Origin of the sequence: Azospirillum baldaniorum (assembly GCF_003119195.2) — a bacterium.
Classification (GTDB): Bacteria; Pseudomonadota; Alphaproteobacteria; order Azospirillales; family Azospirillaceae; genus Azospirillum; species Azospirillum baldaniorum.
The window spans coordinates 760,204-773,328 of sequence record NZ_CP022253.1 but is presented as its reverse complement, the minus strand read 5'-3'; the positions used below and the strand labels follow the sequence as shown (position 1 = coordinate 773,328).

Here is a 13,125-nt window from a genome sequence, read left to right as displayed (position 1 = left end):
TGCGGTCGGTTAAAACGGCGAATCGAAAGCGGCGGCGCCCGCGGGGGACCTCGCCTCCTCACTCAGTTTATTGAGCGCCGCGTCGAGGGCAAGAACTTCCTGATCCTTACCACCGAGGGTACGGAGGGCGACCGTCCGCTCCTCCGCCTCGCGCTTGCCCACAACCACCAGGACGGGAACCTTCTGAAGGCTGTGTTCGCGGACCTTCAGGTTGATCTTCTCGTTCCGGGTGTCGAGTTCGGCGCGGATGCCATGGCGCTTCAGCAGGCTGACGACCTCCTGCCCGTAGCCGTCGGCCTCGTTGGTGATGGTGCAGACCACCGCCTGGACCGGAGCGAGCCACATCGGGAACTTGCCGGCGTAATGCTCGATCAGCATGCCGATGAAGCGCTCCAGCGAGCCCAGGATGGCCCGGTGCAGCATCACCGGACGGTGGCGGGCGCCGTCCTCGCCGATGTAGGAGGCGTCCAGCCGCTCGGGAAGGTTCGGATCGTACTGGAGCGTGCCGCACTGCCAGGTGCGCCCGATGGCGTCGGTCAGGTGGAATTCCACCTTCGGGCCGTAGAAGGCGCCCTCGCCCGGCAGGTCCTCATACTCCAGACCGGCGGCGTCGAGCGCCTGGCGAAGCGCGCCCTCCGCCCGGTCCCACAGGTCGTCGGAGCCGGTGCGCACGTCGGGACGCAGCGCCAGCTTCACCGCGATCTTGTCGAAGCCCAGATCCTTGTACACGCCGAGCTGCAGCTTGAAATACTCCGCCGCCTCGCTCGCCACCTGATCTTCCGTGCAGAAGATGTGGGCGTCGTCCTGGGTGAAGGCGCGCACGCGCAGAATGCCGTGCAGCGCGCCCGACGGCTCGTTGCGGTGGCAGGCCCCGAACTCCGCCATGCGGATCGGCAGGTCGCGGTAGGAACGCAGCCCGTGCTTGAAGATCTGCACATGGCCCGGGCAGTTCATCGGCTTGATGCCGAGCATCTTCTCGCCATCGTCGGCCGAGACCTTGAACATGTTGTCGCCATACATGTCCCAGTGGCCCGACGCCTTGAACAGCGAGCTGTCGATGAGCTGCGGCGTCTTGACCTCGACATAGTCCGCCTGGCTCAGCTTGGTGCGGATGTAGGTCTCCAGCGTGCGGAACAGCGTCCAGCCCTTCGGGTGCCAGAAGACCGAGCCGACGGCCTCCTCCTGCACGTGGAACAGGTCCAGCTCCTTGCCCAGCCGGCGGTGGTCGCGCTTCTCCGCCTCCTCAAGCTGGTGCAGGTAGGCCTTCAGCTCCTTCTCGTCGCGCCAGGCGGTGCCGTAGATGCGCTGGAGCATGGGGTTCCGGCTGTCGCCGCGCCAGTAGGCGCCGGCCACCTTCATCAGCTTGAAGCCGTTGCCGACCTTGCCCGTGGTCGGGGCGTGCGGGCCGCGGCACAGGTCCAGCCAGTCGTCCTGGCGGTAGACGCTGATGTCCTGGTCCGCCGGGATCGCCTCGATCAGCTCGGCCTTGTAATGCTCGCCGAGCTTCTTGAAGTAGGCGACCGCATCGTCGCGGGTCCAGACCTCGCGCACGATGGGAACGTCCTTGGCGACGATCTCGCGCATCTTCGCCTCGATCTTCTGCAGATCGTCGGGCGTGAAGGGTTCCTCGCGCGCGAAGTCGTAATAGAAGCCGTTGGCGATCGCCGGACCGATGGTCACCTGCGTGCCCGGATAGAGCTTCTGCACGGCGTCGGCGAGGACGTGGGCGGCGTCGTGACGGATGACCTCGAGCGCGTCGGGATGACTGCGCGTGACGATCTCGATCTTGGCGTTGGTGGTGACGGTGGTGGTGAGGTCCTTCACCTCGCCGTCGAGCTTGACGGCAAGCGCATCCTTGGCAAGGCGCGGCCCGATCGACTGGGCAATCTCAAGCCCCGTCACCGGCCGGTCGAACTCCCGCACGCTGCCGTCGGGCAGCGTGATGGCGATGTTGGACGTCACCGAAGTCACCATTTGACTGTTTGCATCGCACCCGGCGGATGCCGGGAGGCGAAATCTCTAATGCGGGCGGGCTTTCTGTCAAGGGCGCCGGGGGCATTTCCGGCCCGAATCCGCCGCCCGAACGGCGAATTTTCTTGCATAATTAATTCACGGCAAAATTATCCCGCGGCGGTTTGCGCGCCGGACGCGGCCCGCCGAACAGGTAGCCCTGACCGAAGTCGATGCCGCTGCGCAGAATCGCGTCGAGCTGCGCCTCCGTCTCGATCTTCTCGGCGATGAGGTCGATCCCCGTGCCCTCCAGGCGGCGGCGCAGCGCCTCGACGCGCGGCGACAGGGCCGGGTCGAGCAGCAGGGTGCAGTCCAGCTTCAAATAGCGGATCTCGTGGCGCAGCAGCGCGTCCACGTCGATGTCCAGATCGCTCACCCGGTCCATGGAGAAGCGGAAGCCGATGCGGGACAGCTGCGACAGAATGCCCATCGTCACCGCCCCGCCCGCCCGCAGTTCCTGCTGGCTCAACTCGAACACCAGCTTGGGCACCAGCGTCTGGTTCCGGGCCAACAGATCGAGGAACTGCCGCATGAACGCAGCGTCGCTGAGCGTGGCGGCGGACATGTTGCAGAAGAAGCCGATGGCGTGCTGGCGCCGCTCCGTCTCGCGGATCAGCTGGATGCAGCGGACCAGCAGGAGGTTGTCGATGGTGGCCATCAGCCCCGCGCGCTCCGCGATCTCCAGATAACGGTCGGGCAGGATCAGCGCCCCGTCGGCGGCGCGCACGCGCGAGAACACCTCGAAGAAGCGGTGCTTGCGCTGGGGCAGGCTGACGATGGGCTGGAGGTGGATGTCGATCCGGTCGGCGGCCAGTGCCTCGCGCACCGCTTCCAGAACCGCGGCGGCGTCCATCGGCGTCGCTTCGGCTCCGGCCGCGGGCTGCGGGTCCGGAATGCTGCGCGGGGCTTGGGGCTCTGGCCGGGCCGGGCGGGACGCCGCCGGCGGTTCGCGCTCTCCCGGCGGTCGGGGTTCGCCGAGCCGGGCGACCAGCGTGTGCAGGAGCTTGACCTCCTGAAGCACGGCCTCGTGGGCGGCGGAAGAAGGAACGGCGTTGTCGGTTTCCGCCCCCGGTGCGATCCGCTGCTCCAGCCGTTCGGCCAGCGCATCCACGCTCTTCTGAAGGTGGTCCAGCCGGCGCAGGGTGTCACCCTGCCGGCGGGCCAGGCGGCGGTGCAGGTCCGCGACGCCACCCGCCAGAAGGATCAGCCCACCGCCGATCCAGCCCACCGTCGGGTCGGTGCCGGGTCGCAGTTCCGGCAGGCCGAGGGCGACCGAGGCCGCCGCCGTGGCGACGGCCAGCCCGTGCAGGAAGGCCGTCAGGGCCGCCATGCGCCCGCTCAGCGGTGATCCGCCCCCACGGCGTCGCTCAGCGAGGCGAAGCCGTCGCGGCGCAGCAGGGCGGCAAGGTCGCGCCGGATCGCCAGAACCAGCGCCGGCCCGGCATAGACCAGCGCGGAGTAGAACTGCACCAGCGAGGCGCCGGCGCGGATCTTGGCGTAGGCGTCGGCGCCCGACGCGATGCCGCCGACCCCGACCAGCGGCACCTTGCCGCCGGTCAGCCCGTACATCTCGCGCAGGACGGCGGTGGAAGGCGCGAAGAGCGGCCTGCCGGACAGGCCGCCGGCTTCCGCGCGCAGCGGCTCCGGGATCTCCGCCGGCCGGGCGATGGTGGTGTTGGACACGATCAGCCCGTCGATGCCCGACTCCAGCGCGACCGCGGCGATGTCCGCCTTGTCCTCGTCGGTCAGGTCCGGGGCGATCTTCAGCAGGACGGGCGGCGCCTTGGCCAGCCTGCAGGCCGACCGGGCGTCGAGAACGCGGCCAAGCAGGGTGCGCAGCGGGTCGCGCCCCTGGAGCGCACGCAGGCCCGGCGTGTTGGGGGACGACACGTTGACGACCAGATAGTCGGCCAGAGCCGCCACCCGGGTCACGCCGAGGACGTAATCGTCGGCCGCCTCCACCGTGTCCTTGTTCTTGCCAAGGTTGGCCCCGACGAGTCCCGGCGCCTTGCGCCCGCCGGACAGGCGTCGCTCCAGCCGTTGGGCGAAGGGCTCCAGCCCCTCGTTGTTGAAACCCATGCGGTTGATGACGGCCCCCTGCTCCGGCGCGCGGAACAGGCGCGGCTTGGGGTTGCCGGGCTGCGGGCGGGGGGTGACGCTGCCCGCCTCGACGAAGCCGAAGCCCAGCCGCAGCATGGCGTCGACCACTTCGGCGTTCTTGTCGAAACCGGCGGCGAGGCCGACCGGGTTGGCGAAGTCCAGCCCCATCACCGTGGTCCGCAGGATGGGATCGTCCTTTTCCCGCACCGGCGGCATCAGCCCGCTCGACAGGGCCTTGATGGTCAGCCCGTGCGCCGTCTCCGGATCGAAGCTGCGCAGGACGGGGCCGACGATGGGAAACAGGTCGATCACGGTGCGGTATCCTTGAAGGTCGCCGGAAAGACGTGGCGGCCGTCCGGCCCCAGCGGCAGCGGGTCGGCGCGCAGCACCGCCGCGGGCGGCAGCGGGCCGTAGAGATGGGGAAAGAGCTGGCCGCCGCGCGACGGCTCCCACCGGAGCGCGTCGCCCAGCGCGGCGCCGTCCACGGTCAGCAGGACGAGGCCGTCCTGACCGGCGCGGTGCTTGGCGGCACTTTCCTCGACCTGGGCGCCGGTGGAGAAATGGATGAAGCCGTCCGCCGCATCCTGCGACGAGCCGTGGTAGGCCCCGGCGGCGAGCGCCTGCTCCCACTCCGCGGCGCGGCACATATGAAAGATGATCCGTTCAGTCATGGCAGGGCGACCTTACCGCAAAGCCCTCCGGCAAAGCCAGCCGTGGCAAAAACGGGAGAACCGGCGGAACGTTGATAACTTCAGAATGGGACGTTGCGCTGTTTGCTTCGCAATTTGCAAATGTGGCTTTGGGAATCCCGCGGCATTTTGCAGAAGGAAATTCGCCATTCCGCCGGACCGCACCCCGGCGACCACACGGAAAAGCAGCAGAATCAAGGATTCTCCAAGGCATCCGCCCCATCGGCGGCAACCTATCGGAGTTGGCATCGGGTTTGCTGAGAGGGGAGCAAGCAAGGAGATGCCCCATGAACGCGATTGCGATGAACGTTGTGAAGGAACGGCACCCGGTGGAACACGCGCTCGATTCGCGCATCCATGGGGTGATCGTGTCCAGCGTGGACAGCGCCCCCCTGACCGCCTCCGTCGAGCCGAGCAGCACGCCCGTCCCGCTGAAGCCCTCGGCGGCGATGCTGGCCGCCGGGTCGCGCGCCGGCGGCGTCTCGGTCGAGACGGCCTGGAAGATCTATCTGGCGATGATCAAGGAAGCCGCCTGACCGGTCCGTTCCAGCCTCTCCTTCCGCGGCGGCGGTCCGGACCCGGATGTCCGGTCCGCCGGAACGCGGCCGGGAGACGTCGGTGCAGCACGAGGCGTCATTCGACGTCGTCGTAGAACTGCAACCCGCCGATCTCGGCACAGACGCTGCGCCCCTGCGCCCATTGCGGGTTCGCCCCTGCCCGGTGCAGGTGAGTCGCTCCGCCCGTCGGGTCGTCGAGCAGACCGGCCACCGCGCGGCGGGCGATCCGCTGGGCGGCGGCGAAGACCGGGTCCGCGGCGGTGACCGACAGCAGCCCCAGCCGTCCCGGCGCGTCCGGGTCCCAGCAGGGAAACTGTCCCGGCAGACGGCAGACGGCGACCACGTCATTCCCCCACCACCATCCTCCCTGATCGCGCGCCCGGCTGACGCGGTTCATCACGACCGCCGCCACCGCCTCCATGGCCCGCACGGACTCGCCGCGCGCCTCCCCCCACAGGGTCCGGGCGAGCGTGTCGACGGCTTGGCCGGGCGGATCGGCGGACGGCCCCTGCGGCGGAACGGCCGATCCGGGCTCCGGCTTCAGGACGCGCGCCCTCATCGGCGGCCTCCGTCGCCATAGGGCGGAACGTAGGGCTGGGCGAAGGGAGCGCAGCCGTTTTCCAGCTTGGTCTCGATGCGCAGCAGATGGTCGGTCAGCCGCCGCTCCACATCCTTCAGCGTCGCGACCGAGACATAGGTCTTGGCGACCTCCAGCTTGTAGGCGGCCAAGCTCTCGCGCACCTGCGCCTGGGCGGTCTCGGCGCGCGCCCGCACCGTCTCCAGCGCGGTTTCGGCGTCGCGGCGCAGCCGGGCGATCAACCAGAACAGCCCGCCCAAGACCGGCAACTCGACCGCCGTGATCCACCAGGACAGGTCGATGGACTCCTGCATCTGCATTCTCCAAGGAAAAAGGCAAAAGAAAGGGCCGCCCTCCGCTCAGGGAAGGCGGCCCGTCGAACCACGGGACTTCGCGGGAATGGTCACACGTCCCACTCCCCCACCGGGGGCGGCGCCGCAACGGCGCGCCAGTCCGGCTTGCGGCCCGGCAGCGGCTGGCGGTCGAAGCGGAAGGGCTCGCAGGACAGCGCGCCGGCCACCGCGTCCAGCCCGTCGTCGCGGCCGGCGTAGCGTGCGTCCGGCGACCATTCCCGCATCTCGCGAATGAAGGGCGTGTCCCACACCGCGGCGTGGGCGAGCAGCCGGCGGTCGGCCAGCAGGGCGTCGAACGCCTCGCGGATGCGCAGCGCCTTGGCCCGGCGGCTCGCCTCCTCGACCACGGCGGCGCCGACCTTCTCCGTGCGCAGCGCCTTGCGCAGCAGGCCGGGCAGGAAGCGTCCGATGCCGTTGATCTCCACATGGACCGCCGGCAGGTGATGCCGCTCCAGGAAGCGGGCGACCTGGAGGCACTGCTGCTCCGCCTCGGTGTCCGGATCGCCGGGGTCCACCGACAGGTAGAGCACGCGGTGCAGGTAGAAGCGCCCGTCCGCTCCGCCGAACACCGCGGCGACGACGCTGGAATCGCCAAGCTTGCCGCCCTCCGCCGCCGGGCGTGCGAAGGCCGGGTCCCACCAGCAGGAGGCCGAGGCCATGCGCTGGCCGTTCAGCGTCAGCACCGCCCGCCCCGCCGACTCCCGGTAGTCCAGCTCGCCGTCGTAGCGGCCCAGCCGGTCGGGGTCGAGGAACCCTTCCGCCTCGTTGACCGGCTGCAGCAGCATCTGGCTGGTGAATTTGTTGGGACCGGTCGTCTTGCGGATGCGGTTGACGTGGGCCTCGCCGAAGCGCTGCGGCCAGGCGTAGCGGCGCCGGCCGTCCGGGCCGTCGGTGTAGACCGGCAGGACCAGCCGCGCGAAGCCGTCCAGGAAAGGCCGCGTCTCGCCCGCCTCCGCCCGCGGCTCCTCCGCGTAGATGGAGTAGTAGCTGTGCGGCGTCCCGACATAGAGCTGCACCCCGCCCGGCACCAGCAGATAGTCGATCTCCGCCAGCCTCTCGCGCAGGTCGGCGCGCTTGCCCGGACTGCCGGAGGTGCGCGGCACCTCGACGTCGTCGCAGATCACCACGTCAGCGCGGCTGCCCGTGATGTTGCCACCCACACCCGCCGCCACCATGGAGGGGTCGCGCAACTCCTGAGCCCGCACCACGGTGAACTGGTCGGCCGCCCACTGGTCGCGCTCCTTCGCCGGGGGCTTCAGGCCGCGGGTGTCGGGATGGCGCTCGATGATGCGCTTGACGTTGCGCACCATCTTCTTGGCCAGCTTCAGGTCCGCCGCCAGGACGAGCAGCCGCCGGTTGGGGTCCTGGTAGAGCATCCAGGCCGCGAACAGGCCGACGATGGACGACTTGCCCGCCCCGCGGAAGGCTATCAGCAGCAGGCGCGGCCCGATGCCAAAAGACCCGACTCCGACGGCTTGCCGTTCCAGCCACGCGGCGATCTGCAGATGGTGGCGGGGGGTGGTCAGCTCCGATTGCCGGTTCCAATCCTGGACGAAGGCGAAGAAACCCTTCTTGCGCGTTTCCGCCTCCATCACGCCACCCGGCCCAGAATGTGCCAGCCGGCGCCGTTGGACATCGCCGTGACCGCACTGCCGGTGGCGCCCAGAGTCACCGGAGCGTTGTCCGGCCCGCCACCGCCCTGCACGGTGACGGTGACCGGGTTGCCCGACACGTCGGCCTTCTTGACCGTCACCGTGCGCCCGACCGCGTGCAGCGCCCCCGGCGCCGGCAGCCGCACCGTGACCGCGCCATTGAAGGCGCTGACCAGATACAGCGCCTGATTCAGGTCCGGCTCGAACAGGCCCGGCCGGTCGTGGAAATGGGCGTTGCCCGGCCGGTTGTTGCCGGCCACCACCCACCAGCCGGCCCCGTTCGAGACGATGGTCACGAAGTCGTAGCGGTTGCCCAGCGCCACCGTCCGGCCGTCCGGTCCCGGCCCGCCGTCTTCGGTGACGGTCAGTCGGTGGGCGGAGGCGTCCGTCCGCTTCACCGTCACCGCGTGGCCATTGGCCGCCCCCGCCGCCGGCAGCCGAAGCTCCACGTCGCCGCTGTAGGCGCTGACCAGATAGACGGAGCTGGCGAGGTCCAGCGCGACCACCCCGCCGGCCTGCGGCTCCACATATTCGGTGTCGTAGCGCAGGGCTTCGACGACCAGTTCGGAGACGCGGCTGCGCGCCAGCCGGTTCTTCTCCGGATAACCAGCGTTCACCGCCGTGTAGCGGCCGCCCGACAGGTCGTAGATGGCCGGGCCGGCGGACATCGACAGCAGATTGACGATGGCCGTCTCCACCGACCCGGCGTCGAGCTGCACGTTGGGCACGCCGCCCAGCGATTCGGCGTAGAAGTTCAGAATCAGCGTCTTGTCGGTGTTGGCGCCGACGCGGAAGCAGGCCAGCGCCATGGTCGACAGGTTGGCCTCGCAGTCCTGGAAGCTGTTGTTGTACTTGCCCTGCTCCACGAAGAAGCCGCAGCCGGCGATGGGCGCCGACAGGGAATAGACGCGCACCATGGAAAAGCGGTTTGCGTTTGGCGTGTCGCCCTCCCCCGTCCGGGTCAGCCACACCCCGTGCAGCGACGGGCGGGCCACCATCACGCGCGACACCATGTTCCAATAGCAGGGCCAGTTGGGGTCGGCGTACCCGTCGAACAGCAACCCGACCCGCGGGTCCCAGATGGTCAGGTCGCTCAGCGTGTTGTGCACGCAGGGGCCGTCCCGCCCGAACAGCTTCACCGCCGCGTCGCCCCGCTCCAGCCGCAGGCCGCTCACCGTGGCGTAGCCGTCCGGCAGATGGATCAGGTCGAACGCGGCCGAGGCGCCGGCGATGACCGACCTCTGCCCCGCCCCGTGCAGCGTCTGGCCATAGCCAACGGTCAGCGTGTTGGTGATCCGGTAGGTGCCCGGCGGCACATGGACGGCGTCCGCGCTGGTCAGCGCGGCCTGGATCGCCCGCGTGTCGTCAACGACGCCGTCGCCGACCGCGCCGAAATCCCTCACCGACAGGACGTCGGCCAGCTTCTCCCGCACCGGGCGGCGCACCGCGCCGGCGCCGGGGGCGACGAAGGTGGACAGCGCCTCCTCGTCCACCGGCGGACGGACAATGGGATTTCCCACCGTATCGAAGGCAAGGAGCTGGCCGGCCCGCACCGTCCGTTCCGGCAAGCGGTTGGAGGCCGGCAGGTCGGTGTCGGTGTAGCGCAGCATCAGCTCCTGATCGCCGGCCACCTGCTGGAGCGCGGCGGTCAGCTGATCGAACTCGCGGTTGAGGCTGGAGGCCGGAAGCGGCCCGCTCTCCAGGAAATCGCTCATCCGCTCGATCGGCAGGCGGCGGCGCAGCAGGACGGGCGTCCCGGCCTCCGGCGGAGCTTCGAAGACCACCGTGCCGCCCGCCGTCTCCCCGGCACCGCTCACCGCATAGCCGGTGGTCTGCCGCGCCGCGCCCAGAAAGACCTGAAGATCGCCGTCCTCGAAGACCGGAAACGGGAAGGTGAAGTCCGCCTGCACGCCGTCGGCAAGATACTGGACGCGCGGGTTGCCACGCGGAACGTCGATTGCGCTGGGCATGGGTTACGCCCCTCCTGCTGCGTGGATCGAAGGAAAGCGTTCAGTAGAAGCGGCTCATGAACTCCAGCCGCTGGCGCTCGGCGAGCTGCGCCTGCTCCAGCAGGTTGCGGCGCCGCACGCTGTCGACCTCCTGCTGGATGGCCTCGCGCTTCAGCCGGTCGGTGCCCTCCGCCTCCCCGCGCTCCGCGGCGCTGTCCTTGACGACGCCGAGCAGGATCGCCTCGCCGGACCCATCCGCCGCGCTGACCCCGTTGGAGCCGAGCGTGGCGCGGGTGCGCGCCACGGTGCGGCGCAGGGCATCCACGCGCCGCCGCTCGTCGGACTGCGCGGCGGCGGACATCTGCGCCAGCCGCGTGCGGGCGTCCCCTTCCTTGTCCGCCAGCGTGGCGGCCTGCCCGGCGCGGAGCTGCTCGGCGGCCAGGTTCTGGCTCTGCGCCAGCCAGTCCATCTCGCGGCTGCGCTGCCGCTCCGCCTCGGCGCGGGCCTGCTCCTCCTTCTGGCGCTGAAGCTCCTGGTCCTGGCGGCGCAGCTCGTCCTCGCGCTGCCATTGCAGGCGCTGCTGTTCCGCCTGATAGGCGTAGCGGCGCTCGTCGGCAGCCTGCTGGCGGCGCGCGCTGTCCGACGTGCCGGAGACACGGTCCACCGTGTCGGCGACGGCGTTGGCCAGCGGCAGCGCCGTCGTGGCCAGGGTCGTGATTCCGCCCATCAGTCGTTCACCCTCAGTTCCATGGTTACGGACAAAAGCGTGAAGGGCAGCGGCGCGTCCTGCCGGATGCTCCACAGCGGCCGGTCGCTGTCGCGCCGCCAGCCCAGCGCCCGCAGCTTGCGGTCCCCGGAAACCAGCGCCGGAACGCCGCCCGCCGGTTGCGGCCCCGTCCGGTGCAGCGGCAGCTCCTGAAGGCCGCGCCCCAGGTCCGCGTGCAGCGCCGCCGTCTCCTCCAGCCGGAAGCCGACGGAGACCAGCCGCACCGCGTCGGTTCCGCCCGCCTGACCGAGCAGGCTGACCGGCAGCGGCTCGATGCGGTGGCTGTAGGGCAGACCGGCCTCGACGTGGCGGGCTGGCGGGTCGAGCACGATCTTTCCCGCGGCGACGGTGGCGTCGGCTCGCACCGTGCCGTCGGCGACCACCGCGACGGTCCGCCCCTCCAGATGGTCCAGCCCGCTCCACACCGCGGTCGGGGCCTCATGGTCGCCGACCAGCGCGGCGTCGAGGTTCAAAGCGTCGTCGAAGCGTTCCACGCTCCACCGCCCGGCGCGGTCGACCAGCGCGTAGACCTCGTCCCCGACCACCGCGACGGAGCGCACCGCCCCATCGGTCTCCAGCCGGGTCCAGGCGGTCACCTGCTCCAGCCGGTAGACGGTCAGGGCGCACAGCGCGCCGTCCTCCATCACCACGAACATCAGCCGGCGGCCCTGGTCGTAATCCTGGTCGCGCGGCCTCACCACCAGATGACGGGCCAGCAGCGCCAGATCGTTGGCCTGATAGGCGGCCTCGGTGTCGGTGTAGAGGAATTCGCGGATCTCCCGCCCGTTGCGCGACACGAACAGGGTGGCCCCGTCCACGTCGCGCGGCGGGACGGAGCGGTCGACGGGGGAGCCGATGCGCGTCTGCCGGTGGACCTGGATGTTCTGCGGGGTCAGCGGATCGCCCGACACCATGTATTCCGCGCCCGAGGTGAAGACCTGGAGATGCCGCCCGGAGAAGACGGCGCGCACCGCGTTCACCTGATCGGACAGGATGCCGAACTCGATGGCCTCGTCGTCCTGCCCGGTGCCCAGGTCGAAATTCCACAGGTCGGCGGAGCGCGACAGCCACAGCCGGTTGGGCAGGTCGCGCGACCCGCCGATGACCAGACGGTCCTGGTGGAAGGCCGCCGACACCGGCCAGCCGCGCAGCGGCGAGAAGGACTGCTCGTCCCAGGCCGTCGTCGCGGCGGTTCCCGCCAACGTCTCCAGCGCCGTCGCGGTGACCTGGGTCGCCGACACCACCCCCTCGACGCGGAGCTGTTTGCCCTGGATGCGCAGGCGGGCCCCCTCCTGCTTCGGGTCGAAGACCGGGGCGGAGGCGGTCACCGTCACCAGCCCGTCGGTGCCCGACGGGGTCAGCGTCACGGCCGGGTCGGCGAAGCGGTAGAAGGGCATCGCCACCCACTCCCCCTCTGCGACGTAGCTCCAGCCGGTCAGCGCCCAGGCGTCGGCGCCGCTGCGGGTCAGCTTGCGCGGCGGCACGTCGGGGTGGCAGACCAGCAGCGTGTCGGCGCTCTGCGTCCAGGTGATCTGGAGAAGCTGGGCGGCGGTCCAGGGGGCCTCCACGCTGGCGATGGGCGTGTCGTTGCCGTAGACGTCGATCCGCCCCTCGGAGAAGACCAGCAGATAGGTCTGCTCGGTGTTGAACTCGAAGGAGACCAGCCGCCCGTCGCCGCGGGCCGGATCGACGAAGGCGAGGCCGGAGCGGCGCGTCACGCCGCCGGTCGGGTGGATGAACAGGTTGCGCAGCGCCAGCGCCCCGTTGTCATAGGCGCGCAGGTCGCCGCGCCCGAGCAGCCGGCGGGAAATCTCCCCCGCCGTGAAGTTAGTCTTCACCTGACGAACCCGCGCCATCAGCCCCTCGCATCGATCAGGGTGAAATCCTCGAAGCCCGGCTGGCTGTCCTGCAGGGCATCGATCTGGCGGGCGCGGCGGAACTCGTTCTCGGCCAGCCGCTGCAGCAGCTCCGCCCGGCTCGTGCTCTCGGTCAGCGGGATGCAGAACTCCGCGGCCAGCCGGGCGATCAGCGCCTGATCGAAGAAGGCGGGAAAGTCCTCCTCCGCCGGGCGCCCGACATAGGTCAGCACCACCGCGTCGGACGCCGCGTGCAGCGCCCGCCCGGCGATGCGGTAGTCGAGCCCGCGGCCCCGCCCGCCCGCCCCGGCGCCGAGCGCGCGCAGGAAATCGGCGGGAAGCTGGAAGGCCGCTCCGTAATCGGCGACCGGGTCGTCGGCCAGCCGCGCCAGCCGGGCCTGCCGGGTGGCGAAGCTCCAGGCGTTGGCGGAGAGCAGCGCGTCGCGCGCCGGCTCAAAGAGCGCCCCCGCGACCTCCGCCTCGGCGGTGCCCGCGTCGAAGGCGGTGATCGCCGTCGCCCCGATCTTGATGAGCGCGCGGCTGCACAGCCCGATAGCCGTCAATGCCATGGGATCGATCCTCCAAAGCCCTCTCCCGCCCCGGGAGAGGGTGCCCG

At 70.3% G+C, this 13,125-nt stretch carries 12 protein-coding genes; 1 reads left to right on the top strand and 11 read right to left on the bottom strand.

Annotated features, from left to right (window positions below; all coding sequences use genetic code 11):
* Positions 1 to 9 precede the first annotated feature (9 nt).
* From thrS to Sp245p_RS03695, 4 genes are all read right to left on the bottom strand, one after another.
* Positions 10 to 1,974: a threonine--tRNA ligase gene (thrS, locus tag Sp245p_RS03710; protein ID WP_014241503.1), complete on the bottom strand. Its 1,965-nt coding sequence runs from the start codon at positions 1,972 to 1,974 to the stop codon at positions 10 to 12.
* 130 nt (positions 1,975 to 2,104) lie between these two features.
* Positions 2,105 to 3,340 (bottom strand): EAL domain-containing protein, encoded by a 1,236-nt coding sequence (locus tag Sp245p_RS03705; RefSeq protein WP_014241505.1) that lies wholly within the window; start codon positions 3,338 to 3,340, stop codon positions 2,105 to 2,107.
* Between the two features lie 8 nt (positions 3,341 to 3,348).
* A complete protein-coding gene (locus tag Sp245p_RS03700) occupies positions 3,349 to 4,422 on the bottom strand; it encodes a quinone-dependent dihydroorotate dehydrogenase (RefSeq protein ID WP_014241506.1) in 1,074 nt (357 codons plus the stop codon).
* Positions 4,419 to 4,781, bottom strand: coding sequence for a DUF952 domain-containing protein (locus tag Sp245p_RS03695; RefSeq protein ID WP_041811256.1), 363 nt, complete (start codon positions 4,779 to 4,781; stop codon positions 4,419 to 4,421). The genes Sp245p_RS03700 and Sp245p_RS03695 overlap by 4 nt, the downstream gene beginning before the upstream one ends.
* A 305-nt stretch (positions 4,782 to 5,086) precedes the next feature.
* Between Sp245p_RS03695 and Sp245p_RS03690 the strand changes: the two genes are divergently transcribed.
* Positions 5,087 to 5,335 (top strand): hypothetical protein, encoded by a 249-nt coding sequence (locus Sp245p_RS03690; RefSeq protein WP_014241509.1) that lies wholly within the window; start codon positions 5,087 to 5,089, stop codon positions 5,333 to 5,335.
* Between the two features lie 97 nt (positions 5,336 to 5,432).
* Here Sp245p_RS03690 and Sp245p_RS03685 read toward each other — a convergent pair whose 3' ends face one another.
* From Sp245p_RS03685 to Sp245p_RS03655, 7 genes are all read right to left on the bottom strand, one after another.
* On the bottom strand, positions 5,433 to 5,915 hold the full coding sequence (locus Sp245p_RS03685) for a cell wall hydrolase (RefSeq protein WP_014241510.1): 483 nt from the start codon (positions 5,913 to 5,915) through the stop codon (positions 5,433 to 5,435).
* Positions 5,912 to 6,247, bottom strand: coding sequence for a hypothetical protein (locus Sp245p_RS03680; protein ID WP_244947846.1), 336 nt, complete (start codon positions 6,245 to 6,247; stop codon positions 5,912 to 5,914). The genes Sp245p_RS03685 and Sp245p_RS03680 overlap by 4 nt, the downstream gene beginning before the upstream one ends.
* An 89-nt stretch (positions 6,248 to 6,336) precedes the next feature.
* Positions 6,337 to 7,878, bottom strand: a complete 1,542-nt coding sequence (terL, locus tag Sp245p_RS03675; protein WP_014241512.1) for a phage terminase large subunit — start codon at positions 7,876 to 7,878, stop codon at positions 6,337 to 6,339.
* The gene (locus Sp245p_RS03670) at positions 7,878 to 9,908 is read right to left on the bottom strand and encodes a glycosyl hydrolase family 28-related protein (protein WP_014241513.1); all 2,031 of its coding nucleotides are present in this window, start codon (positions 9,906 to 9,908) and stop codon (positions 7,878 to 7,880) included. Before Sp245p_RS03670 ends, terL begins: the two co-directional genes overlap by 1 nt.
* A 40-nt stretch (positions 9,909 to 9,948) precedes the next feature.
* Complete coding sequence (locus Sp245p_RS03665) at positions 9,949 to 10,614, bottom strand: hypothetical protein (protein WP_014241514.1); 666 nt, start codon at positions 10,612 to 10,614, stop codon at positions 9,949 to 9,951.
* The gene (locus Sp245p_RS03660) at positions 10,614 to 12,509 is read right to left on the bottom strand and encodes a phage tail protein (protein ID WP_014241515.1); all 1,896 of its coding nucleotides are present in this window, start codon (positions 12,507 to 12,509) and stop codon (positions 10,614 to 10,616) included. Before Sp245p_RS03660 ends, Sp245p_RS03665 begins: the two co-directional genes overlap by 1 nt.
* On the bottom strand, positions 12,509 to 13,078 hold the full coding sequence (locus Sp245p_RS03655; RefSeq protein ID WP_014241516.1) for a phage connector family protein: 570 nt from the start codon (positions 13,076 to 13,078) through the stop codon (positions 12,509 to 12,511). Before Sp245p_RS03655 ends, Sp245p_RS03660 begins: the two co-directional genes overlap by 1 nt.
* Between the last annotated feature and the right edge of the window lie 47 nt (positions 13,079 to 13,125).

Excerpts from the sequence above, each read along its gene's own strand:
- thrS (WP_014241503.1), bottom strand. The coding sequence starts at position 1,974 with ATGGTGACTTCGGTGACGTCCAACATCGCCATCACGCTGCCCGACGGC.
- Sp245p_RS03705 (WP_014241505.1), bottom strand. The coding sequence starts at position 3,340 with ATGGCGGCCCTGACGGCCTTCCTGCACGGGCTGGCCGTCGCCACGGCG.
- Sp245p_RS03695 (WP_041811256.1), bottom strand. The coding sequence starts at position 4,781 with ATGACTGAACGGATCATCTTTCATATGTGCCGCGCCGCGGAGTGGGAG.
- Sp245p_RS03690 (WP_014241509.1), top strand. The coding sequence starts at position 5,087 with ATGAACGCGATTGCGATGAACGTTGTGAAGGAACGGCACCCGGTGGAA.
- Sp245p_RS03685 (WP_014241510.1), bottom strand. The coding sequence starts at position 5,915 with ATGAGGGCGCGCGTCCTGAAGCCGGAGCCCGGATCGGCCGTTCCGCCG.
- Sp245p_RS03680 (WP_244947846.1), bottom strand. The coding sequence starts at position 6,247 with ATGCAGGAGTCCATCGACCTGTCCTGGTGGATCACGGCGGTCGAGTTG.
- terL (WP_014241512.1), bottom strand. The coding sequence starts at position 7,878 with ATGGAGGCGGAAACGCGCAAGAAGGGTTTCTTCGCCTTCGTCCAGGAT.
- Sp245p_RS03670 (WP_014241513.1), bottom strand. The coding sequence starts at position 9,908 with ATGCCCAGCGCAATCGACGTTCCGCGTGGCAACCCGCGCGTCCAGTAT.
- Sp245p_RS03665 (WP_014241514.1), bottom strand. The coding sequence starts at position 10,614 with ATGGGCGGAATCACGACCCTGGCCACGACGGCGCTGCCGCTGGCCAAC.
- Sp245p_RS03660 (WP_014241515.1), bottom strand. The coding sequence starts at position 12,509 with ATGGCGCGGGTTCGTCAGGTGAAGACTAACTTCACGGCGGGGGAGATT.
- Sp245p_RS03655 (WP_014241516.1), bottom strand. The coding sequence starts at position 13,078 with ATGGCATTGACGGCTATCGGGCTGTGCAGCCGCGCGCTCATCAAGATC.